General features: G+C 57.5%; 17 protein-coding genes. 12 read left to right on the top strand and 5 right to left on the bottom strand.

Translation table 11 applies throughout. The features are described from left to right. From EKD03_RS04140 to EKD03_RS04100, 9 genes are all read left to right on the top strand, one after another. A partial coding sequence (locus EKD03_RS04140; RefSeq protein WP_153188291.1) for a transposase occupies positions 1-651 on the top strand: 651 nt, incomplete at its 5' end. 396 nt (positions 652-1,047) lie between these two features. Continuing rightward, on the top strand, positions 1,048-1,758 hold the full coding sequence (locus EKD03_RS04135; RefSeq protein ID WP_174842804.1) for a DnaD domain-containing protein: 711 nt from the start codon (positions 1,048-1,050) through the stop codon (positions 1,756-1,758). Next, positions 1,691-2,512, top strand: coding sequence for an ATP-binding protein (locus tag EKD03_RS04130; protein ID WP_238613379.1), 822 nt, complete (start codon positions 1,691-1,693; stop codon positions 2,510-2,512). The genes EKD03_RS04135 and EKD03_RS04130 overlap by 68 nt, the downstream gene beginning before the upstream one ends. 194 nt (positions 2,513-2,706) lie before the next feature. Continuing rightward, positions 2,707-3,642 carry an ornithine carbamoyltransferase gene (argF, locus tag EKD03_RS04125; protein WP_174842803.1) on the top strand — a complete coding sequence of 312 codons (936 nt, stop codon included), beginning with the start codon at positions 2,707-2,709 and terminating at the stop codon, positions 3,640-3,642. Between the two features lie 66 nt (positions 3,643-3,708). Next, positions 3,709-6,984 (top strand): tetratricopeptide repeat protein, encoded by a 3,276-nt coding sequence (locus EKD03_RS04120; RefSeq protein ID WP_129627866.1) that lies wholly within the window; start codon positions 3,709-3,711, stop codon positions 6,982-6,984. 100 nt (positions 6,985-7,084) lie between these two features. Beyond that, entirely contained in the window at positions 7,085-7,906 is an 822-nt protein-coding gene (gene cdaA, locus EKD03_RS04115; protein ID WP_202976758.1) for a diadenylate cyclase CdaA, read from the top strand. A 10-nt stretch (positions 7,907-7,916) separates the two neighbouring features. Further along, entirely contained in the window at positions 7,917-9,485 is a 1,569-nt protein-coding gene (locus EKD03_RS04110) for a CdaR family protein (protein WP_202976757.1), read from the top strand. 45 nt (positions 9,486-9,530) lie between these two features. After that, positions 9,531-10,931 carry an FAD-dependent oxidoreductase gene (locus EKD03_RS04105; protein ID WP_129627864.1) on the top strand — a complete coding sequence of 467 codons (1,401 nt, stop codon included), beginning with the start codon at positions 9,531-9,533 and terminating at the stop codon, positions 10,929-10,931. Between the two features lie 21 nt (positions 10,932-10,952). Then, positions 10,953-12,137 carry a glycosyltransferase gene (locus EKD03_RS04100; protein WP_338030928.1) on the top strand — a complete coding sequence of 395 codons (1,185 nt, stop codon included), beginning with the start codon at positions 10,953-10,955 and terminating at the stop codon, positions 12,135-12,137. 3 nt (positions 12,138-12,140) lie between these two features. Here the strand turns inward: EKD03_RS04100 and EKD03_RS04095 are convergent, their stop codons facing one another. The 4 genes from EKD03_RS04095 to EKD03_RS04080 all read right to left on the bottom strand — a co-directional run bounded on the left by EKD03_RS04095 (position 12,141) and on the right by EKD03_RS04080 (position 17,885). After that, on the bottom strand, positions 12,141-14,699 hold the full coding sequence (locus EKD03_RS04095; RefSeq protein WP_129627862.1) for a sensor domain-containing protein: 2,559 nt from the start codon (positions 14,697-14,699) through the stop codon (positions 12,141-12,143). Positions 14,700-14,741: 42 nt separating this feature from the next. Further along, positions 14,742-16,271 carry a circadian clock protein KaiC gene (gene kaiC / locus EKD03_RS04090; RefSeq protein ID WP_129627860.1) on the bottom strand — a complete coding sequence of 510 codons (1,530 nt, stop codon included), beginning with the start codon at positions 16,269-16,271 and terminating at the stop codon, positions 14,742-14,744. A gap of 71 nt (positions 16,272-16,342) precedes the next feature. Beyond that, the gene (locus EKD03_RS04085) at positions 16,343-16,633 is read right to left on the bottom strand and encodes a circadian clock KaiB family protein (protein WP_129627858.1); all 291 of its coding nucleotides are present in this window, start codon (positions 16,631-16,633) and stop codon (positions 16,343-16,345) included. A 67-nt stretch (positions 16,634-16,700) separates the two neighbouring features. Continuing rightward, positions 16,701-17,885 carry a PAS domain-containing protein gene (locus tag EKD03_RS04080; protein ID WP_161569177.1) on the bottom strand — a complete coding sequence of 395 codons (1,185 nt, stop codon included), beginning with the start codon at positions 17,883-17,885 and terminating at the stop codon, positions 16,701-16,703. A 242-nt stretch (positions 17,886-18,127) separates the two neighbouring features. On the opposite strand from EKD03_RS04080, the gene deoC reads away from it, so the two are divergent. Next, positions 18,128-18,883 (top strand): deoxyribose-phosphate aldolase, encoded by a 756-nt coding sequence (deoC, locus tag EKD03_RS04075; protein WP_129627854.1) that lies wholly within the window; start codon positions 18,128-18,130, stop codon positions 18,881-18,883. A gap of 74 nt (positions 18,884-18,957) precedes the next feature. Next, a complete protein-coding gene (gene sucD / locus EKD03_RS04070; RefSeq protein WP_129627852.1) occupies positions 18,958-19,833 on the top strand; it encodes a succinate--CoA ligase subunit alpha in 876 nt (291 codons plus the stop codon). A gap of 66 nt (positions 19,834-19,899) precedes the next feature. Here sucD and EKD03_RS04065 read toward each other — a convergent pair whose 3' ends face one another. After that, positions 19,900-21,543 (bottom strand): GAF domain-containing sensor histidine kinase, encoded by a 1,644-nt coding sequence (locus EKD03_RS04065; protein WP_129627850.1) that lies wholly within the window; start codon positions 21,541-21,543, stop codon positions 19,900-19,902. A gap of 308 nt (positions 21,544-21,851) precedes the next feature. On the opposite strand from EKD03_RS04065, the gene EKD03_RS04060 reads away from it, so the two are divergent. Continuing rightward, positions 21,852-22,532: a hypothetical protein gene (locus EKD03_RS04060; protein ID WP_129627848.1), complete on the top strand. Its 681-nt coding sequence runs from the start codon at positions 21,852-21,854 to the stop codon at positions 22,530-22,532. Positions 22,533-22,639 lie beyond the last annotated feature (107 nt).

The raw sequence follows: 22,639 nt of genomic DNA, 5'->3' as shown, positions 1-22,639 counted from the left end.
GAGGGACAGCGGTGGGATGATGTGCGGGGCTTGTTGGAGTCCCAGCATGCGGATTGCGTCGATCTCCCCGTGACGGTCGGCGTGACGGCCCGAGTCGCGGCGCGCCTCCTCGGGGTGCGTGTGCCGACAGACGTAGCGGAACAGCGTCGGCAACAGATCCGCGCTGAGGCTCGGCGTGCGGGTAAAGCGGTCAGTGGAGACCTTCTCCGCCTCGCGGCATGGACGATCTTCTTGACCAATGCCCCCCACACCCTCCTCACGGTGCGAGAAGCACTGGTGCTTGGCCGCGCCCGTTGGCAGATTGAACTCCTCTTTAAGCTGTGGAAGAGTCACGGACATATTGACGAGTCCCGGGGAACCCAACCGTGGCGGGTCCTCTGTGAGGTGTATGCGAAACTATTGGCCGTGGTGATCAGCCATTGGGTGATGCTGACGGCACTCTGGGCGCACCCGGATCGCAGTCTGGTGAAAGCCGCTCGGCTCATCCAGAAACATGCCTTCCATCTCGCGAGCAGCCTCTGCTCACTGGTGGCGATGGAAGCTACGCTGCGTCTGATTCGCGAGGGCTTGCAGGCATGTTGCCGCATGGATGCGCGAACCGCATGCCCCCATACCTATCAATTGTTGATGAACCCGGAGGTATCGTATTAGCGACCTATCGCGCATCACGATGCGCTTTGCCCCATGCGCCATCACCCTCTCCACGCACCCCTTGCGTGCTGACGTACCGCGACGTGCCCCGATACCCCTCAAGCTTGGGCATCGTGGTGTCGCTGACCCTCCCTCCCCAGTCCCGCTCCCGTGGGCTTCGCTCACCGGCGAAGGGGGACGATCCTGATGTGCCCCGTGCCCTATTCCCAACGCCCGTGTTGGTTGGGGGGCGATGATTTCCAGCGTTTTGATGACACCACATCGCGTAGCTTGAGGGGTATAGGGCGCGTCGCGACGCGCCCCTACGAAGGATGTTTTGCGGCGACGCCCCAAAGACTCCCCCAGGATGTGGTACCATGGAGTAACATACGCATCTCCAACTACAATGAGGTCGCTATGGCCTTCGCCGGCTTCTCAACTGATCGTCTGGTTGGCCTGCCACCCGAATTCTTCAGCGAAGTGCTCCCGACGATCAGTCTGGCGAGTGAGTTGAAGGTGACACTGCACATCTTCTACCGCCTCAGTCGTCAGCGTGGGACACCACGCCGCTTGAGTTGGGAGGAGTTGCTGAGCGATCAGGTGCTGCGGCGCTCGTTGCGTATGGTCTCAAAATTGCGCCCCTACGAGGATCTGTTGGCGGAGGGCTTGGAAGCAGCCGTACAGCGGGCGAGCCTGCTGCATGTGGCCATCCCGGCGGGTGGGCGGGTGGGCAATTGGTATCTCGTGCATACCGCCGCCAACCGCGCCTGGGCCGAGGAGATGGTGCTGGCACGAGCGGTTCTCAGCCCGAATGCGGTGCATGCGGAGCCGGTATCGGTGGTGCGGCTGTATGAACAGAATATTGGGCTGGTCACCCCGATCTTGATCGAGGAGTTACGCGAAGCGGAAGAACGGTTCCCCAGGGCATGGATCGAAGAGGCCATCCGCGAAGCGGTGCGTGCCAATGCCCGTTCATGGCGCTATATTCGTAAGGTTTTGGAGAGGTGGGCGTCCGATGGACGAGAAAATGCGCAAAATCGCACCGAACGACCTATCAACATTGAAAAATACACCGACGGGCAGTTGGGACAACTCTACCGACGCGGAAGCGACGACTCCGATCTCTGAGAGTCCCGCCGACCCGAATTGCCCCACATGTCGCGGGGCTGGTTTCTATGTGCGCGATGTGCAGTATGGCCATCCCGATTTTGGTCGTCTCATCCCCTGCCATTGCAAGGATGATGAGATCCAGCGCATGCGCAGCCTCAAGTTGCTCAAGATTAGTAATATTGAACCCTTCCGCGATAAGACCTTCGAGAACTTTGACCGCAACATCCCCGGTGTCGTGCGCGCCTTCTCACGGGCAACCGAGTTTGCGCGCAACCCACGCGGCTGGCTGATTCTGTATGGAGGCTATGGCAGTGGCAAGACCCATCTAGCTGCCGCTATTGCCAACGAGGTGCTCAAAATGAACACCGAAGTGCTCTTTACGGTCGTGCCCGACTTGCTCGATCACCTACGTTCCACCTTCGGTCCGCACTCCGAGGTGGCCTATGATGAGCGCTTCGATCAGGTGCGCCAAGCCAAATTGTTGATTCTTGATGATCTTGGTACCGAAAATGCGACCCCATGGGCCAGAGAGAAACTTTACCAGATTATTAACCACCGCTATAATTATGCTCTACCCACCGTGATTACGAGTAATCGGGAGCCGAAGGATATTGACCCGCGCATCCTTTCACGTATGGAAGATGTCGCCCTCTGTCCCGAACGGGTTATCCTTGATGCTGGCGACTACCGGCGTATAGGTGTAGATCAGCGCTTTGGTACGCGCAAGCGACGCCCTGAAAGCCGCGCCAAGGGGTCGCGCAATTGGTCATGAACGAGATCACAGCGATAAGTAAAGTACCTGCTCACAGTGCTCCTAGCATCCCGGTTTTGACGCCAAGACGCCAAGGCGCAAAGCCTTCAAGATATGCTCCGATCAAAACCTTTGCGTCTTTGCGCCTTGGCGTCAAAACAAGGATTCTGTTTACCCCAAGTGTGAACAGTTACACAAGAAAGTAGTATTGACTGATGGTACGCCATTTTCTCTCCGTCACCGATATGAACCGGGAAGAGTCGGAAGCCCTGCTGGATCGAGCGGCAGCGCTGAAGGCTGAGTGGTACGCCGTCGGACGAGGGGTGCATCCGGGATTACCGATGCAGGGCCGCACACTGGCGCTGGTCTTCGAGAAGCCCTCGTTACGCACCCGCGTCGCCTTTGAGGCCGGAATGACCCAACTCGGCGGGCATCCGAGTTACCTCTCGGCCAACGACATTGACATGGGTGGACGCGAGAGCGTCCCCGATGTGGCGCGCAACCTGAGCCGTTGGGTGCAGGTGATTGCGGCACGGGTCTTTAAGCACAGCACCGTCGAGACGCTGGCGCGTTATGCGACAGTGCCGGTGATCAATGCCCTGTGTGATGTTGAGCATCCCTGCCAAGCCCTCGCCGACATGCTCACCCTGCGCGAGCATTTCGGACGGCTCCAAGGTCTCAAGTTGGCCTATGTAGGTGATGGCAACAATGTCTGCAATTCGCTGTTGCTGCTGGGTGCTACCCTAGGCGTCAACGTCGCCGTCGGCGCACCCCAGGATTACCTGCCCGACCCGGAGATTGTGGCGCGCGCCGAGGTACTTGCCGCCGAGAGCGATGCGACGATTACCATCACAACCTCGCCGACTGAGGCAGTTACCGATGCACACGCCGTGTATACTGATGTATGGGCCTCAATGGGCCAGGAACACGAAGCCGCCCGCCGCCGCCCGGTCTTCGAGCCATACCGGGTGGATGCGAACCTCATGGCCCAAGCTGGTAGCGCGGCCTTGGCCATGCACTGCCTCCCCGCCCACCGGGGCGAAGAGGTGAGTGCGGAGATCGTTGATGGGCCACGTTCGGTCATCTTCGACCAAGCAGAGAACCGGCTCCATGTTCAGAAGGCTCTGGTGCTGACGCTTTTAGGTGTGTAACAATGCTCTGAGCACCCTACGCTGGGTAGCGTGCAGCTTGGCATTGTGCATTATTAAAGACTGGTTATGGCAGGAAACCGCGCAATCTTCGAGCGAGCGATGGAGCAGAGCCGTGAGGCGGCTCGCGCCGGACGTTGGGAAGAATCACTGAAGAGCGCTATCCGAGCGCTCCAGGAGTTTTCCCAAGATACCGACGCGCGGATTGCGGCTGCGGTGGCGCTCTTTAACACCGGCAAATTGGATCGTGCCCTCCAGATCTTTACCGAACTGCGCACAGCCGATCCGAATAATGCCTTCCACCTCAACTACATTGCCCTAGGCAATAGTCGGCAGGGGAATATCCAAGCAGCCATCGAGAGCTACCGCAGTTTGGTCGATCTGCATATCAGCCAGCGTCGCCCGGCCCAGGCGGTTGAACCGCTGCGCGAACTGCTCAATTTACGTCCCGAAATGGACGACCAGCGCCAGCGTTTGGCACGGCTCTATGAGGAGTTGGGTTCAGTGCGTGATGCGGTGAATGAGTATTTGGCCCTGGCCCGCCGCCTCTACGAGATCCAAAAATATGACCGCGCCGCTGAGGCGGCAGAGGTGGCATTACGGCTTGATCCCAATTCTCGCGAAGCCAAGGATCTGATCGTCACCCTGCGTGATGCCATGGCGCGCGCAGCGGGTGTGGCATCCTCGGCAGCGCCAACCAACCATGATCTGCCCATTCACCCCACCAGTATGACTGGTATGCTGCGCTCGCAGCAGTTCCAGGCCGAAAAACTGCTGGAACAGGCGATCAAGCGCCAAGAGGCGGGTGATGCCGATGGCGCGGCTGATCTCTATGAGCAGGCGATTGCCGCCGGGTTGGAACGCGCCGATGTCTTCTACTCGTTGGGCTTGATCTACCAAGAACGCAACGACCATAAGTCAGCGGTGGGGGTACTCAACCGGGCCGCCAATGATCCCGAATACGCCCTCTCGGCCCACTTTGCACTCGGCCAGAGCCACCGTGAACTAGGGCAATTGCCCCAGGCCGCCCAGGAGTTTGAGCAGACAATTGGTCTGGTTGATCTGGAATCAATTGGGCGGGCTGAATCGGATGACCTGATCAATATGTATGAGTCGGCGGCAACGATCTACCGCGATATTGGCGATATTGCACGTGCGGCTGCGCTCTACTCCACCCTCGCCGATTTCCTAGAGAGTAAACGCTGGGGGCGGGATCGCGCCGGTGAGTTTAAGGCACGGGCCAAAGAGCTCTCCGAACGCAACATGTTTGCCAAACTGCGCACGATTGGCACCGGCGCACTGACTCCACAATCTACATCTAATTCGTCTTCATCGCCCAGTGACGAAGATCTGCCGGAGAGTTGGGGCAAGATCCGCCCAATTACCGATTTCTTACGCAGTGATCGCCCTGGTACAACTGGGGGACTGAATAAACAACCCGAACCCAAAGCCATCTCTGAACCCATCCTGATCCTCGAAACGATGCCAATGGCGATTGAACCCAACTTCCCACCTCCCACCCAGATCGATACGGCCGGGTTGGATAGCGAAACAGAGAAGTGGGTAACGATTAGTGGCAATTACCTCAACCAAGGATTGATCGAGGCCGCGCTTGATGCCTGCCATGAGGTCATTCGGATCAATGTTGATTATCTGCCCATCCACCTGCGCATGGGCGAGATCTACGAGCGCCAGGGTCGCCCCGAAGAGGCGTTGACCAAATATCAACTCCTGATTGATACTTTCCGGGTGCGCAATGAACCCGAAAAGGCGATTGATGTCTATTTTCGCTATATCGAACTCTCTCCCGATACAACCAATACCCGCACCCGTTTGGCTGAAATTCTGAAGAATGCCGGACGGCTTGATGAGGCGGTTGACCAATCAATCCACGTCGCCAATACCTACTATCGCCTCGGCCAGACCAATAAGGCGCTTGAAGAGTACCGTCGCCTGCTACAATGGGCACCCAAAAACCGTGATGTGCATATGCAGTATGGGGTCGCGCTGCTCAAACTGGAGCGCTTTGAAGCTGCGCTCGATGAGTTCCGCAAGGCGATGGAACTCGGCAGCCCCAACGATCTGATCGGGATTGCGCGCCTCAACATTACCCTCGCTCTGATGGCCAATCAACCCGCTGATGTGTGGGATTCCTTAGCCACCCTGCTCGATCAACTCAAGCAACGCCCTCAGGAGTTTGGCCCCATCCAGGCAGAATATCGTTCGGCGATGCTGATCGCGGATGCCAGCATTCTGCACTACATTCTGGCCGTCCTCCAACAACAGGCTGGGCAACACAACTCGGCATTGCTCGAACTTGAACAAGCCCTCGCAATTATTGGCAGCGAAGAAGCGACGCTCCTCTCACCCGTCTTGATCTACCAGGCTAGTGCCGATAGCCATATTGCCCAAGGGAATGCCGAAGCAGCCTTAAAGCAACTCCATAAGGGCCAGGCGGTTGCAGCCACAACCAGCGACCCCAACATCAAGCATACATTTGCAGTACCGCTCTCCAAGGGCGATCTGGCCCGCCGCATGGCCGAAGCCTATGCAGCCAGTGATGATCTGCAAGGCGCAGAACAGGCACTCCTGGAAGCCAAGAAGTTCGTCCCCTACGACCGCATGATCCATACGAAGTTGGCCGACATCTACTTCCGCCAAGGGAAGTTGCCGGAGGCGCTCACCCAGCTTGAAGAACTGGCCACCTATTATGAGGATGGACAGCAGTTGGATCGGGCAATCGAGATGCTCGAATATGCACTGAAGTTGGCTCCCAACCATATCACCATCAGTGGGCGGCTGGCGCGGCTCCAATTGCGCCGTGGCTACCTCGATAAGGGCGTAGATGGCCTGATGCGCGCCGCCGAACTGATGCGCAAGGCGGGGCAACTCAAGGATGCGGTTACCTCACTCCAAGAAGCGGCGCAAGTCCATTGGATGTTGAGCCAACACGAAAAGGCACGCCAAGTCTACGACAAGATTGTCCAGATCGCCCCGAATGATGTCGAGGCGCGCCAATGGTTAGCCCTGATGCACACCCTCGCCCGGCGTACCTCCGAGGCGATTGCGGAGAAGAAACAGATCGCCCGTATCTTCGCCCAGCAACGCGACTACGACGGCGCGATTGCGGAGTTGCACCAGATCATCGGGCTTGATCAGAAAGATCTCGAAGCCTACTACCTGCTTGGTGATATGCTCATGCGCCGCGAAGAGTATAGTCAGGCTGCTCAACTCTATAACCGTATGCTCAAAATGGAGGGTGTTGAGAAGGAGCGCGTCGAAGCCCTAGCTTCAGCGGCAAACCGGATGCTCCAACAGCGTCAAACGCAGCAGAAAGGGTCGTAGATCATCTTGCATAATATCCCGCTTTAGGGTACCCTGAATCTAAAGCGTATGCGCTCCTATTCTCACTTGGCCCATCGTTCCCAGTTTGCTGTGCTTGATTATGGATTTCGCACGTCTCTGGTCGCGACTCAACCCACTCACATCACCGTTTGCCCTGCTGGACATCCTCATCGTCGCGGTCTTCTTCTACTGGATCTTCGGGATCATCCGGGGAACGCGAGCGGTGCAGTTGCTCCGTGGCATGGGGGTGGTGTTGATGGCGGCCTTTGTGGTAGGCACGGTGGCCAATGATCGCCTGAGTACGCTCTCGTGGCTCCTCAACAATATCATCAACCCGGCCTTAATTGTTGGGGTTCCCATCCTCTTCCAACCAGAACTGCGACGCGCACTTGAGAGCTTGGGGCGCTCCAGCAATCTGATCAGTCGCCCCTTTGGAGGTGCCAATCGCTCCGAATTGCTTGAGACCATCACCGTGATCTGCCGCGCAACAGCCCAACTCTCACAGCAAGGGGTAGGTGCATTGATCGTGATCGAACGTACCACCCAACTTCAAGAGTATGCAGATCGCGGCGTCATCCTCGATTCACGCATCTCGGCTCCCTTGTTGCTCAATATCTTCTACCCCAACTCACCGCTCCACGACATGGCCGTGATTGTGCGCGGAGGCCGCATCTTGGCCGCCAATGTGGTCATGCCCCTCAGCGAAGATGTGATTGGCCCCCGCCGCTATGGTACCCGCCATCGCGCTGCTAAAGGTATTAGTGAACAGAGTGATGCGATCTCGGTGGTCGTTTCTGAAGAGACGGGCGCGATCTCATTGGTGAATGATGGCCGCATGGCCAGCTATTTGAATGAGTCACGGTTGCGCACGATGTTGGCTGGATTACTCCGTGTTCCGTTGGATAATGAGAAGAAGTCATGATGGCAACGCCATGACCTCCCTACGCTCGACAGTCCTGCGTGCGCTCTTGGCATTCGGCCTGAGTTTCGCACTCTGGGCCTTTGTCTCGTTTAGCCAGAATCCGGAAGAACTGGTGCCCTTTGAAGGTCTTACGCCCCAGGTGGTTGGCCTGCATAGCAATCTGGTGATTGTTGATGCCAATGGCATGCCCAATGTAACCCTGCCGACGATCAATGTTACCCTGCGCACGGATCGCAACCAACGCACCGAACTGCGCCCGGTGGATATTCGGACTGTGGTTGACCTGAGTGGTTTTGATGCCGGGGAACATATTGTGCCGATCAATGTACAGGCAACCCGGAGTACCATCTCGTTCACGCTCCCCAATGATGGCGTCTCGCCTTCAGCGATTCCGATTCGCCTCGAACGACTGATCAGCCATACCGTCCCGATTGACCTGAAGGTGGTAGGGAATTTGCCGTTTAGTTTCGAGCGCGGTGAAGCGCAGATCAGTGCCGCTGGCCAAGCAATAGACCGTGTCACTGTCAGTGGGCCGCAGAATCGAGTGGAACGGGTTGTGGGAGTACAGACGACCGCCAATGTCGAACAACTCCGCGCTAGTTACCAAGCCCCGCTTGGCCTCACTGCGGTGGACGCGAATGGTCAAGTGGTTGATGGTGTGCAGATGAACCCTAGCACGGTGAATGTACGCATCCCGATCACGTCGGTGGTGGGGCTGAAGTTGGTGCCGGTTCAGGCCAGTATCGCTGGATTGCCCGATGCGGGTTATACAATCACAGGCGTCAAGATTGATCCGCCCTTGATCGCACTTACAGGTAGCTCCGGGCCACTCGACGCGGTTGCGGTCTTGCTTACCGAGGAGATTGATATTCAAGGTGCGTACACACCACTGGTGCGGCAGGCAGATATCATCTTCCCGGCGGGAACATCGCCCCAGGTCGGCGAGCCAACGAGTGTCCAGGTGACGATCCTGATTGCCCCAATTAGCCAGAGTTTCCAGGTGGTGCTCCCCGCTGAAGTCCAGTTGATAAATATTGGGAATGGGTTGCTGGCCAGTGCCACTCCGGTGGTGGTTTCGTTGGATCTGACCGGCAGTAGTGCGCTGCTCAATCAACTTGCCCAACAGACCCTCGTTGCTCGTGTTGATCTTGGCGGGCTGGGGCCGGGGAGTTATGAACTGCCGGTGTTGATCAACCTGCCGAGTGGTGTCCAACTGGTTGGTGTACCGCCTTCTGTCACGGTGGTGGTACGAATACCCACCGTGTCCCCTACCGAGACGCCGCTACCAAACCCTAACATCCCTGAGAATACACCGACCTCAGCATCAGGTGAGGAGACAAGCGAGCCAGGGCCAACCGCGACACCGAGCAACGAACCCACGGAGACGGAGACCAGTATTGTGGTGCCTGATACAGGGCATAGGCAAAGTCACCTCCGGTGGGGGTTCGGGGGCGGCTTCGCCGCTCCCGAAGATCTTTTTTGGTGTTTTTTGGCGGCTTCGCCGCCAAAAAACACCAAAAATTGGGGCTTGGGGCTTCAGCCCCAAGGACTTTGCACATGCCCTGGTGTCTCTGCCTAAATCATAGATCCCGTATCAAGGACGATAACGAGAAGGAGCAAGCGCGTGTCCAACCAATTGGGAACAGCGGCCCGTCCCCTGCGGGTTGCCATCATCGGGTCTGGCCCAGCCGGATTTTATGCCGCCGAAGCCTTGCTGAAACACAAGGATCTCGTCTGTGAGATTGACTTCTTCAACCGCTTACCGACACCCTATGGTTTGGTCCGCGAAGGCGTTGCCCCTGATCATCAGAATATCAAAGCCATTACCCGCGTCTATGACAAGGTAGCCGAGGCACCCAATGTGCGCTACTTCGGTAATGTCACGTTTGGCCGCGATATTCTCCACGAAGACATTAAACAGCACTATGATCAGATCGTCTATGCGGTCGGGGCGCAGTCGGATCGCAAGATGGGGATTACCGGCGAAGATCTTGATGGGAGCTTCCCGGCGACGATCTTTGTTGGTTGGTACAATGGCCACCCCGATTACCGCGATCTGACGTTCAACCTCTCGCACGAACGGGTGTTGGTGGTGGGTAATGGGAATGTCGCCATGGATGTGGCGCGTATCCTGGCTGCCGACCCAGATGCGCTGGCCAAGACCGACATTGCCGATCACGCCCTCGCAGCCCTGCGCCAGAGCAAGGTGCGCGAGGTGGTGTTGCTGGGGCGGCGCGGGCCGGCCCAGGCCGCCTTTACCAACCCGGAGTTGAAGGAGTTTGGCGCACTCCAAGGGGCGGATATTCTGGTGGACCCGGCAGATCTCGTGCTTGACCCGGTCAGTGAAGCCTCGCTCAGTGATGATAAGACCGCCCGGAAGAATGTCGAGACTCTACGCAGTTATGCTGAACGTGGCAGCACCGGAGCCAGTCGCCGCCTACTAATGCGCTTCCTTGTCTCGCCGGTCGGCGTGATCGGTTCGGGAAGCCGCGTCGCCGCCGTTACTATCGAGCGCAACAAGCTGGTGCAAGCCCCCGATGGCAGTTTACGCGCCATTGGAACCGGGAACTACGAGACACTCCAATGTGGCATGATCCTACGCTCGGTGGGCTACCGTGGCTCGCCGCTGCCGGGCGTGCCCTTCAGCGATGCCTCCGGCACGATCCCCAATGTGGCGGGGCGCGTCTTTCATAACCGCGACGAAGTGCTCCCCGGTGAGTATGTAGTCGGCTGGGCCAAACGTGGTCCATCGGGGATCATTGGCACCAATAAGCCCGATTCGGTCTCGACAGTCGCAGCGATGGTTGACGACCTTCCCGATCTTGAGGGTATTGCCGATGAATACCGCGATCCGCAGGTGATTGTCACGTTGTTGGAGGCGCGTAAAATTAATTATGTCACCTTTGAAGACTGGAAGATCCTTGATGCCCACGAGGTGGCGGCTGGGGTGGCCCAGGGCCGTCCTCGCGTCAAGGTGACACGAGTTGCCGAGATGATGGAGATCATCCGCACCAAACGCGGCTGATCGTAGGGATGGAGCGGCGACGTGCTGTCGCCGCTCCCCAAGGACCCCTGGATGCATATTGTGATGATCGCGCCCTTCGGTATTCGGCCCAAGGGCACACTGTTGGCACGCATGCTCCCGCTGGCCCAGGCTCTTCAGCGCCGCAGCCACCAGGTCTTCATTGCGGCACCGCCGGTACAGAACCCGGAAGACGCGGGGAATTGCGTGGATTATGAGGGAGTCATGGTCGCGCATACACACAACCCGCGCTGGCCCGGCCCACTCGCCATTCTCGAACAGAGCCGGAGTTTGCTGCATCTGGCACTCGCCAAGCGCCCCGATCTGATCCACCTCTTCAAGCCCAAGGGCTATGGCGGTCTGGCCGCGCTAGAGGCGAAGCGCCGCCATCCAGACATCCCGTTGGTGGTGGACACTGATGATTGGGAGGGGTGGGGCGGCTGGAATGATCTCTTGCCCTACCCGCGATCCGCCAAGTTGCTCTTCGCATGGCAAGAACGCAATCTGCCTCGGCGGGCTGATGCGGTGACAGTGGTAAGCCGCACCCTAGAGAGCCTCGTCTGGAGCTTTGGGGTGCCCCCAGAGCGTGTCTTCTACCTCCCCAATGGCATGGGCGAGGTGAAACGTGAGCAACTTGAACGGCGACGCCAGCCGCCAACCATTCTGCTCTATACGCGCTTTTGGGAGTTTGATCTGCATGACGTGATCGCGGCATTGGTTGGGATTCACCATACCCGCCCCGATGTGCGGCTGGTGGTGGTGGGGCGCGGCGAACGCGGCGAAGAACAAGAGATGCTCGATCTGGCGGCACAAGCGGGTATCGGCGCGATGATTGATTACCGGGGCTGGCTCCAACCCAGCGAGATCCCCTACATCCTCGCCGGAGCCGATGTGGCCCTCGTTCCGCTGCAAGACACCTTGATCAATCGGGCACGCGGGTTAGCCAAACTGCTGGAACTTATGTCGGCAGGGCTGCCAATTGTGGCCAGCGAAGTTGGGCAGACCAACGAGTACCTCGAACATGAGCGCAGCGGGCTGCTCTGCGCACCGGGCAACCCGGAGGCAATGGCCAGCGCCATCCTGCGCCTCTTGGGTGACGCAGAGCTACGCACGCGCCTAGGAGCCGGGGCACGCCAGCGGGCGACCCACTTTGCGTGGGATAACTTGGCGCTCACCGCCGAAGCGGCCTATGCTCAGGCCATGCGGTAGAGGCTACTCTTTCCAGATCGGGCTGGGAAGCACCGGTGCCTCCAGCAAGTACTCGAAGAGGGCGGGCGGCAATGGCTCGGTATAGAAGAAGCCCTGGATCATATCGCAGCCAACACTATGCAGAAAATCGCGCTGCAACTGGGTCTCGACCCCTTCGGCAACCACCTGCATACCAAGGTGATGGGCCAAATTGATGATCGAATTGATGATCGCCCGCCCACTATCATCACGATCCGTACCGATATCAGAGACAAAGGTACGATCAATCTTGAGGATACTGATTGGTAAACGGCGCAAATAGCCCAGCGACGAATAGCCCGTCCCGAAATCATCTATCGCCAACTTGAGGCCCAACGCACGTAGATCATTGAGGCGCTGAGTCACACTAGCCTGATCCCCGATCAACATACTCTCGGTCAGTTCAATAATGCAGAGGCTCGGATCGAGGCCCGTCTCCTCCAGCACCGTGCGCACCGTCTCGATAAAGCCAGGTTGCGAGAACTGAATGATCGAAACATTCATGGCGACGGAGATGGGGTGACCAGGGCGTTGCCACTGAGTCACCTGACTAAAGGCGCGGGACATACACCATGTGCCGATAGGAATAATCAGCCCCAACTCCTCAGCCATGGGCACAAAGCGACTAGGGGCAATAATACCCAGATCGGGATGTTTCCAGCGTAGCAGCGCCTCTACAGCCACGATCTGGCCATAGCGATTCACCTTGGGTTGGTAGTAGAGATCGAGTTCATTCCGTTCCAGCGCCCGACGCAGATAGTTCTCTAGGCGCAAGCGTTCCAGAGTCGTCTGGTTAGTGGTGGGATCAAAGAACTGGAAGTTGTTACGCAGGTGTTTGGCGCGGTACATTGCCGCATCGGCGCGGCGTTGCAAGCTATCCGGATCTTCACCATCGGTAGGGTAGATACTTGCGCCAATACTGGCGCTCACAAAGAGTTCGTGGCCCGCAATATGGAAGGGAGGTTGGAGCAACTCCATCAGACGATGCCCAACCTTAACCACCTGTTGGGGATTCACAATATCGGTAAGGACGAGCATAAACTCATCACCACCACGGCGCGCCAGAGTATCCGAGCCACGCACACAACTCTCGAAGCGGCGGGCCAACTGGATAAGCAGTGTATCACCGACCGTATGGCCGAGGGTATCATTAATCTGCTTGAAACGGTCGAGATCAATAAAGAGCACCGCGATCATACGCTCGGAGTGGCGAGCACCATCAATCGCACGGCGCAGATTCTCTTCAAAGAGCAACCGATTAGGCAAGCCGGTGAGCGCATCATGTTTGGCCTGGTAGGCAAGTTGGCGCGTATGCTCCTGCTGTTCAAGCGCAATCATGAGCAACTGCTCGGCCAGTTCGATCACCTGGGCGTCTTCGAGGCCAATCGGGGTCGGCTCGCTATGGGCGACCACAAGCACCCCACCAATGCGCCCGGTATGGGCGCGAATGGGTGTCACCCAACAATCACGCAGGCCAACCTCAGCAGTCAGATCAGCCATCCCGGCCCAACAGACATCATCAGGGAGACAATGTTCAACCTGGCCGTGGCGCATGCGGTCGGTGGCCCGCGTATGTGCCCACGCATCAAGGCGTTCCAGCAGATCCTCGTGCAGATCGGGACGTGCGAGGTGTTGCACCGGCAATTCCGCCAGTGCCAGCGCGGTATAGATCATACTGGGGTAGTGTTTACGGATCATCGCCAGGATCTGCTGGCCCACCACCTCAAGTTTCTGGCTCCGCGCCACCAACTCCAAGACCTGACGGCGCTCATTACTTAAGATTTCGCTCTGCTTACGGTTACTGATATCCTCATGGGCCACTACCACCCGCACATGTTCGCCATCACCAAAGCGAGTGATGCGCAGGGCGAACCAGAGTTGGCGTTTACCCAGATTACATGGGTATTCAAGATAGTAGCGGGCATGGATACCGGCAATCACGGCGCGAATACCCGTCGCTACTGCACGCGCAATCGGGGCTTCATCACCTGCCACAGTATCACAGACATGGAGGTAGTTATAGCCCACCCCACTGCGGTAGGGATCAAAGCCACCATTACGCGCAAACTCTTGCCATGCCCGATTGACCGCAACGATCATTCCGGTGCCGTCAATAATCGCAATATGGGCCGAGAGGGCATCGAGGGTGGAGCGAAGGAACTGCTGCGACTCAATCAGCAGTTGTTCATCACGATGGCGCTCGGTAATATCATTGAGGATGGCCAGAAATGCCGGATCGCCATCAATCGTCAGTTGCTGCATCCGCATCGCCACCAAGGCCACACTGCCATCGGGGCGAATAATCTCTAGATTTGTTGCCTTATCAATGACTCGTGGGGCACCAAATGCCGACCCCACGAGATCACACACCCGCCGACCAAAGAGCATCTCGGCCAATGGATTGGCAAAGCGCACAATACCTTCCGTATCGAGCAACAACAGAGCATCGGTACTATGCGCCGAGAGCGAACGTAGCGGAATATGGTCAGCAAGAGCGGATTCAGGGCCGGGCTGATTGGTGCTAGGTATCTGGCCCTCTCTCATACCGATGCTCCGTGTATCCTTGGGCCAGTGCGCCACAAGGCGCTACTCAACCTCGGAGCTATCCTTAAATAGGCGACCAAGCCGTTCGATCTCACTCGGTGCCGCATGGGTAAACTGGCCCGAAAGAATACCTGAGATCGTGCGAAATGCTTTACCAATATGGAGACCGTTCCCATCAATCGTAAACTCGCGGATCTCCTTATCGTGGGCCGATCCGCGCATCTTCAGCACCGTCATACCACGTCGCATCTCGCCGAAGAGTTCGACATAGCGCATCAGGATGATCGAGTCGGTAATCGTGGAGATATGGGCCTCAGTAATCGAGGTACCACCCAGCAGAGTTGGCGTCGTGGAGGTATAGAGGCCAACCACTTCCTGATGCTTGATAAACGAGGTCAGACCGATCACAAACTCACGGAAGCCCTTCATGGTCGAAACGCGCTCCAGAGCCGAGAGACTATCAATCGCCACGCGCTGGGGGCGGAACGACTGGATCTCATTCTTCATCATGATCAACTGATCTTCGAGGCTCGCAGCTTCGGGGTAATGACAGACCACCCGCATCTGGCCAGTCTGTTCATACTCCTCAAAATCAAAGCCCCAGCCCGTCGCATTACGGAAGAGCTGATCGCGGCTCTCCTCAAACGCAAAGAGGAGCACCCGGTCGCCCTGCGCCGCACCTGCGGCGAGGAAGGTGGTAGCCATGAGGGTCTTACCAGTACCAGTTGCGCCAGAGACCAGGATGATCGAGTCGCGGAAGAAGCCACCGCCACACATGCGATCAATATCCGCATTACCGGTACCGATACGCAGATTGGATGAGCGCTGTTTCAGTTCAATTGCCGAGAGCGGGATCACAACTACGCCTTCACCGGGGATGACCGTAAAGGGGAATCCGCCCTTCTGGTGCGACGTACCACGGAACTTAAGAATTTCAATCGTCCGGCGGCGCTTTTCATCTTCAATAAGATTACGCAGGATGACGACATCATCGGTCACAAATTCTTCGATCCCATAGCGCCCAATCTCGCCATATTCCTGGGTTCGTTCGGCGGTAAGGATTGCCGTGACCCCCATGCGGCGCAACACCGAGACGATGCGCAGCAGTTCACTACGGATCACCTGGTTATTATCGAGGCGGGCAAAGATGGCACCAAGGGAATCGAGCACGACTCGTACCGCACCAACCCGTTGGACGGCATAGGTAATGCGTGCCAACAGACCGCCGAGATCATAGACGCCGCGCACCACCTCTTCGATATCAGGTTGGGGCGAAACATCAACAAATGCCCACTTCCCTTCCGCCTCCCATGTCGCAATATCCCAGCCAAAACCGGCCATATTTCGCCGTATGGCATCAGGCGACTCTTCAAAGGTCACAAAGACCCCAGCCTCATTAAACTGAATAATCCCTGCCGCAAGGAACTGGGCAGCAAAGACCGTCTTCGCACTCCCAGCAGTACCAGAGAGCAGCGTTGTACGGCCACGCGGCAGTCCACCATTCGCGATATGGTCAAAACCGGGGATACCGGTCGGCAGCTTGGTAATTGGGATAAACAAAGGCGCTGTCATAGTTCCTTACATCCGGGCGGGGCGGTAGGCCAAAAACGGCCCCCGCCACCCTGATAAGACCTAACATCAGATTACGACGTAGGTGGTGATGGTGGTAAATTCAAAGCCGCCAGCAGACCATCAGCATCATCGAGGTCGCCAATAATACGGCGTTGGGGAGAAGGAGACTCCTTAATCAGGGTAGGCGTAGCCAGGATCTGACGGTCTTCGGCCTGTTGTGGGTCGGTCAGCACATCGACTATCACCAATTCGCACGGATAGCCACTCAAATGCTCATCAACCAACTGCCGTAGCGTGGCGATGGCATTATCGGTGCGCGGTGTGCGTCCGGCGATAAAAAGCTGGAGAACAATGGTGCTCACGGCTGTCCGTCGATCTTCTTTCGTAGAATGACGCTATAGTAACCGAAATTTGTTCAGCGGGCGCAGCTCAAGAGACAACCCCATCACGGTAATACGCAACCAAATAGCCCATGATCTGAAGGGCAAGCATTCGGCCCTCCTCAAGATACGCTTGCTGGCGCGCAGGAGGAACACCCAAACTCCGGTTCCGTAATGCGGCAAGATGGATCTCGACCACATCACGAGCGGTTGCCCGCAGATCCCCAAGATGTATCGCCAACTCACGGGCTTCCGTCTCTTTATCTGGAACCCCAAATCCGCGTTCCTGTACCGCCGAATTGAGCAACTGACCATAACGCTCAATGTACTCATAAAAGAGTGTCGGACGCGAGGCATGCAACGATGCCTCGTGGTGTGGAATAGGCGGTCGTACTTGGCTCCCACCAGAAATGATCCCAAGTGCCCGTAACTCGCGTTCACGCGCCTGAAGTTGCGCACGAAGTGCCTCAGATTCAGCGGCGGCACGAGCATGGCGGCGTTGTTCCGTGATGTCCGTGTGTGAGATCACCATACCACGCCGAGCATCATGAAGTGGCACGACCCGTACCTGAAACCAGCGTTCCTCATTCGGGCTATCATAGGGGTACTCAAGTTCAAAGAGTGACACCTCACTGCGCAGAACTCGTTGCATCCCTTGCAAGATAGCGGCGGCATGTGGGGCATCGCCCTCAGCAGCCAAGGCACAGACCTCGAAATAGTTCTCGCCTACTCCGGTAGCGAAGAGATTAGGATCACCATTCCCGGCGGCAAATTTGCGCCATGCATCATTCACTAACAGAATAATACCACGCTCATCAACCACCGCAATATGCTGGGAGAGTGAATTGAGGATGGCTCGGCTAAATCCCTCTGCATCACGGAGCGCCTCCTGAATACGGCGTCGCTCGGTCAGGTCGCGCAAGACGATCAGATAGCCTGGTGACTCCTTCCAGATGAGCGGCGACATGCGCATCTCAGCACTGAGCAGATTGCCTGAGGGTTGAATCAGGTTGATCTCGGCAACCTCTCCAAACATGATGGGTAACCCAAAGATCTGCCCGATCAGATCATCCATTCGACGTGAGAGTAACGACTCGGCAGCCGGGTTGGCGAAACACACCCGGCCGTCACCATCAACGACGAGCATCCCATCGGCGCTCGTATTGGCCACCGTCTGAAGCCGCGTATCTGCCTCGGAGGGTGGGGTGAGTAGTTCATTGGAGGTGTGCCCCATAACGTTCGGCCTCAATAAGACAGTATGGTCGCATGAACAGATGCGGCACATCCTGTCTATGTATCATCGTATGCTCAAGCAAGCCTGTCAAGAGGGAAATCGGCAAGCTTCCTGGAGGTTTCAACTTTTCTTTATGATACACCATACCAGCAATCATTCCCGGCAAATAGCGGCAGCACCTATGCTACAATATGCCCCGCAGCGGCAGTTATATGGTAAGGACGCATCACAGGGAGCCACATATGCAGGAGTTGATCAACCATGTGCGCGAACAACTTGCGGCGATCCCCGATCTTGCACGTGGCCCCCAGTTGGTCCGCTCAAGCGCTGTGTCCCACACCCACATCAACGCACTGATTGACCATACCCTGCTCAAGCCAGAGGCAACTCCATCGCAGATCGAGCACCTGTGTGCGGAAGCACTTCAGTATACCTTTGCGAGCGTATGTGTCAACCCGTGTTATGTCGCGCTCTGCCACCATCTACTGGGGCAAACGTCGGTTGCGGTATGTACCGTGATCGGCTTCCCGCTCGGCGCAACCACCTGTGCCACCAAAGTCTTTGAGGCGATGCAGGCATGCGCCGATGGTGCCCGCGAAGTGGATATGGTGATCAATATTGGTCTGCTGAAGGCAGGGCAGTATGCGGCGCTCGCGACAGAGATCCACCAGATCGCAACGGCGGTGCATGCTCAGGGCGCGTTACTCAAGGTGATTATCGAGACGGTATTGCTCAGCGATGCCGAGAAGGTCGCTGCCTGCATGGTAGCGGCACGCGCCGGGGCGGACATCGTCAAGACGAGTACCGGGTTTGCCGGTGGTGGGGCCACAGTGGCGGATGTGGCACTGATGCGCCAGACCGTTGGCCCGGATGTGGGGGTCAAAGCCTCTGGGGGGGTACGCAACCTCGCCGATGCCCAGGCGATGATCGCGGCAGGCGCGACCCGGATTGGAACCAGTGCTGGAGTAGCGATTGCCCTAGCGGCATGCGAAGTATGATTTCTTTTCAAGACTAGGTGTAGTACCTAGCCAAGCTTCCGGGAAGTTTGGGGAGCATACAACTGGAGGATTCTTTGAGCATCCTGATTAACAACGAGACGCGGCTGCTGGTGCAGGGAATTACGGGCAAGGAGGGTGAATTCCACACCCGCCAGATGATCGCCTACGGCACCCCGGTGGTAGCCGGAGTAGTGCCGGGCCGTGGTGGGCAGACGGCGATTGATGGTCAGGTTCCGGTCTTCAATACGGTACGCGAGGCGGTCGAGGCCACCGGGGCGAATGTTTCAGTGATCTATGTGCCAGCAGCCTTCGCGCCCGATGCGATCCGCGAGTCGGCGGCGGCGGGGATTGCGCTGGTGGTGTGTATCACCGAGGGGATTCCGGCGTTGGATATGGTGGCTACCTATGAGTTTGTGCAGCAATGTGGGGTACGCCTGATCGGCCCGAACTGCCCCGGCCTGCTCACGCCGGGGGCCGCCAAGGTTGGCATTATCCCCGGCAATATCGCAACCCCCGGCCCGGTAGGGGTGGTGAGCAAGAGTGGCACGCTGACCTACGAGGCGGTTGATGCGCTGACCCGGCTGGGCCTTGGGCAAAGCAGCATTGTGGGGATCGGTGGTGATCCGATCATCGGTACCAACTTTGTGGATGTATTGGCCATGTTCCAGGCCGATGAGCAGACCAAGGCGATTGTGCTGATCGGCGAAATCGGTGGCGATGCTGAGATTCAGGCCGCTAACTTCATCAAGACCAACGTGACCAAGCCGGTCGTGGCGTTCATCGCCGGGCAGACCGCGCCAGAGGGTAAGCGGATGGGCCATGCCGGGGCGATCATCAGTGGAGGTGAGGGCACCGCGCAGGAGAAGATTCGTGCCCTAGAGGCAGTGGGGGTGAAGGTAGCACGCCAGCCCACCGATATTGCCCAGTTGGTGAAGGAAGTTTTGGGGTAACGACGTTGGCGTAGAGACGCAAGACGCAAGATATTGCGTCTCTACTTGCGTCTCTACGCCAACGAATTACGACAGTGGAATTCGCAACTCCACCGTGGTGCCCTGTTCGGGTTCGGAGCGAATGCGCAACTCGGCCCCGATCAGGCGTGCCCGCTCCTTCATATTGAGCAGGCCCAGGCTGCCACGGGTGTTGTAGTTGCTCTCCACCAAGGCCACATTAAAACCGCGCCCACGGTCGCGCACACTAGCCACAAAGACATCTTCTTCCACATAGATGTAGATCGTAATCACGTCGCTGTGGGCGTGCTTGCGGGCATTATTCACCGCCTCTTGAATAATGATGAAGGCGGCCGCCTCGATCTCAGCAGGGAGGCGCGGCACATTCATTGGCGCTTCGAGGCGCAGGCGGGTGGTGTTGCCGGATGGATCGCGCCAACGATCAGCATATTGCTGGAGCGTGATCAGCAAGCCCTGAGTCTCTAAGCCCAATGGGCGTAACTCAAAGAGCAAGGTACGGATGTCGTTGGTGGTCTTATGCACCAACTCGGCCAGCGTATCCAACTCGGCGGGCAGCCGTTCGGGCATGGCGCGGAAGAGCTTCTTGATGAACTCGATATTCATCGCAATCGCGGCCACACTCTGGGTTGGCCCATCGTGGAGGTCGCGGGCAATGGCATAGCGGGTTTCGGCCTCTTTGCTGAGCAGGCGGTCGCGCTCCTGCTTGAGGCTCTGGTAGAGGCGCGCATTCTCAATCGCAATCGCAGCTTGTGCCGCCAGGGTGGTGAGCAACTGCATGTCCTGGTCGCCAAAATGGCGATTGTCGCTCTTGTTGAGCAGTTGCATCACGCCAATGACGCGATCCTTGATGCGCATCGGTACACAAAGGATGGAGCGGGTATTGAACTCCGCCTCACGGCCAATCGCGTCGTACCAGCGGACATCCTGTTCAACATCATTGACGATCTGGCCGACACCGTGGGTCGCGACCCAACCGGCGATGCCGCGATCAGCAGGCATACGATACTGACGGTTCTCGCCAGGAATTTCGAGCACCAGTTCATTATGCTGCTCATCAAGGAGGAAGATCGAGCAACGCTCAGCCCCGACAACCTTGGGGGCACGAGTCTTAATATCGTTGAGCAGGCTGGAGAGATCGAGGTTGATCGAGAGGGATTGGCCAATCTCGTAAAGTAGATTGAGTTCACGCAGATCGCGTTCGGCGCGGCGGAGCATCGAGAGCTTATCGGCCTCGCCACCAATGGCGCGCACCAACAAGACCATGAGATCTTCATCGGGGCTGAAGGTCTCGGAACTCTGCTTTCCCTCGGAGCCAAGATCCTGGCCATTCACCACCAAGTGCAGCAGGCCCACCCCTTGACCGGCACTCTGCAAAGGAAGTTCGATCAGGTCGCGGGTGCCTTCGAGTGAGTAGGAACCGAGCATCGGCTCGCCACCATCTTCACGGCGCATAAAACCACTACGGGCCTGATCAATCAGGGTACGGGTCTCGTCATCCAGCGAGCCATGGATGAGCTGAACCGTCTCACCATAGGGTGTAATGTAGAGGAGGGCACCGGCCTGGGCGGGCCAGAAGGAGACGAGGCGCTCCAGCGAAGCGGCAAGAAGGCCAGCGACATCATGGTGGCCACCGGCAATCAGGAGCTGACTGAGGGTCTCCAACTGACGCTGATTGAAGGCGATAGGGGACATACGGGCACCTCGCAATCGGGCTGATGTGTGTGCTTGTACTTTACTCTATTCGTAGGGGCTGTGTCAATGTAGGATGCTGCGCAGTGTTCACCTTCGGTGGGGTTTCAGGGGTGGCTGCGCCGCCTCCGAAGATCTTTTTTGTTGTTGTTTGGCGGCTTCGCCGCCAAACAACAACAAAATTGGGGTTTCAGGGGTGCAGACCCAAGGACTTTGCACATGCCATGGCTGTGCTTAGGAATTTAGGGTATCACCGTGGTATTATAGTGTGTAGCACCTTGAATGCCCCTCTTGATGATAGTGAGGTAATCATGGCTGAACAGATCGCTACCTCCACAAACCAGCGTGAGGCTGATAGTGTCCAACCGAACAAGCGCCCGGTGAAGCGTTACGCCCGCATTGCGCCACTCTACACCGCCATGATCTGGACCTCGTTTCTGATCAACGTGATTCTGTTCATTATTGTTGGCGTGTTAGCGGGCATCCTCTTAACCAACCGGGGCCAAGTGGGGAGCATCGGCGGGAGTGTGCAGGTCTTTGCCGCTAATAATATCGCTGAACTCCAGGATGTTGTGACTCAACTGGAGGCCGCTACGATCAGAACCACCATCCCGCTCAGTCAGCCGCTCTCGTTGGCCGGACAAGGGATCTTTGTGCCGGTGGATCAGGTGACATCGGTGATATTGACCCAGCCGGTGCCACTCCTTCTGAGCGGTGCGGATATTGATCTGGGTAATGGCAATCGGCTGCGCGCCAATAATATCAGCCTGACCCTCCCCGAAGGTACCCCGCTCCAGATCGCCCTAAAGATGGACATCCCGCTAGATAGCGTGATCATTCCGGTGCAACTGGATGTGCCGGTGAGTATCCCGCTCGCCGACACCGAGCTAGGGCCACAGTTCCGCCGCCTGGGGGCGATTGTGGATCGTCTGGTTGACCCGATTGCGCCGTTCTTACCGATGCCGGAGACGCCGCCCAATAGTAGTGAATAGTGTTCACACTTGGGGAAGCCAAAACCTCGTATTGGCGCCAAGACGCAAGGACGCAATGCTGGCTTTGCGCCTCTGCGTCTTGGCGTCAAAACCGGGATGCTAGGGCA

Source organism: Candidatus Oscillochloris fontis, assembly GCF_004138135.1.
In the GTDB taxonomy this organism is placed as follows: domain Bacteria; phylum Chloroflexota; class Chloroflexia; order Chloroflexales; family Chloroflexaceae; genus Oscillochloris; species Oscillochloris fontis.
Note: the sequence above shows the minus strand (reverse complement) of the source record. Positions and strands in the feature narration are given on the sequence as shown.

Coding starts and splice junctions, on each gene's coding strand:
- EKD03_RS04135 (WP_174842804.1), top strand. CDS start 1,048: ATGGCCTTCGCCGGCTTCTCAACTGATCGTCTGGTTGGCCTGCCACCC.
- EKD03_RS04095 (WP_129627862.1), bottom strand. CDS start 14,699: ATGAGAGAGGGCCAGATACCTAGCACCAATCAGCCCGGCCCTGAATCC.
- cdaA (WP_202976758.1), top strand. CDS start 7,085: ATGGATTTCGCACGTCTCTGGTCGCGACTCAACCCACTCACATCACCG.
- EKD03_RS04080 (WP_161569177.1), bottom strand. CDS start 17,885: ATGGGGCACACCTCCAATGAACTACTCACCCCACCCTCCGAGGCAGAT.
- EKD03_RS04060 (WP_129627848.1), top strand. CDS start 21,852: ATGGCTGAACAGATCGCTACCTCCACAAACCAGCGTGAGGCTGATAGT.
- EKD03_RS04110 (WP_202976757.1), top strand. CDS start 7,917: ATGACCTCCCTACGCTCGACAGTCCTGCGTGCGCTCTTGGCATTCGGC.
- EKD03_RS04065 (WP_129627850.1), bottom strand. CDS start 21,543: ATGTCCCCTATCGCCTTCAATCAGCGTCAGTTGGAGACCCTCAGTCAG.
- deoC (WP_129627854.1), top strand. CDS start 18,128: ATGCAGGAGTTGATCAACCATGTGCGCGAACAACTTGCGGCGATCCCC.
- kaiC (WP_129627860.1), bottom strand. CDS start 16,271: ATGACAGCGCCTTTGTTTATCCCAATTACCAAGCTGCCGACCGGTATC.
- EKD03_RS04120 (WP_129627866.1), top strand. CDS start 3,709: ATGGCAGGAAACCGCGCAATCTTCGAGCGAGCGATGGAGCAGAGCCGT.
- argF (WP_174842803.1), top strand. CDS start 2,707: ATGGTACGCCATTTTCTCTCCGTCACCGATATGAACCGGGAAGAGTCG.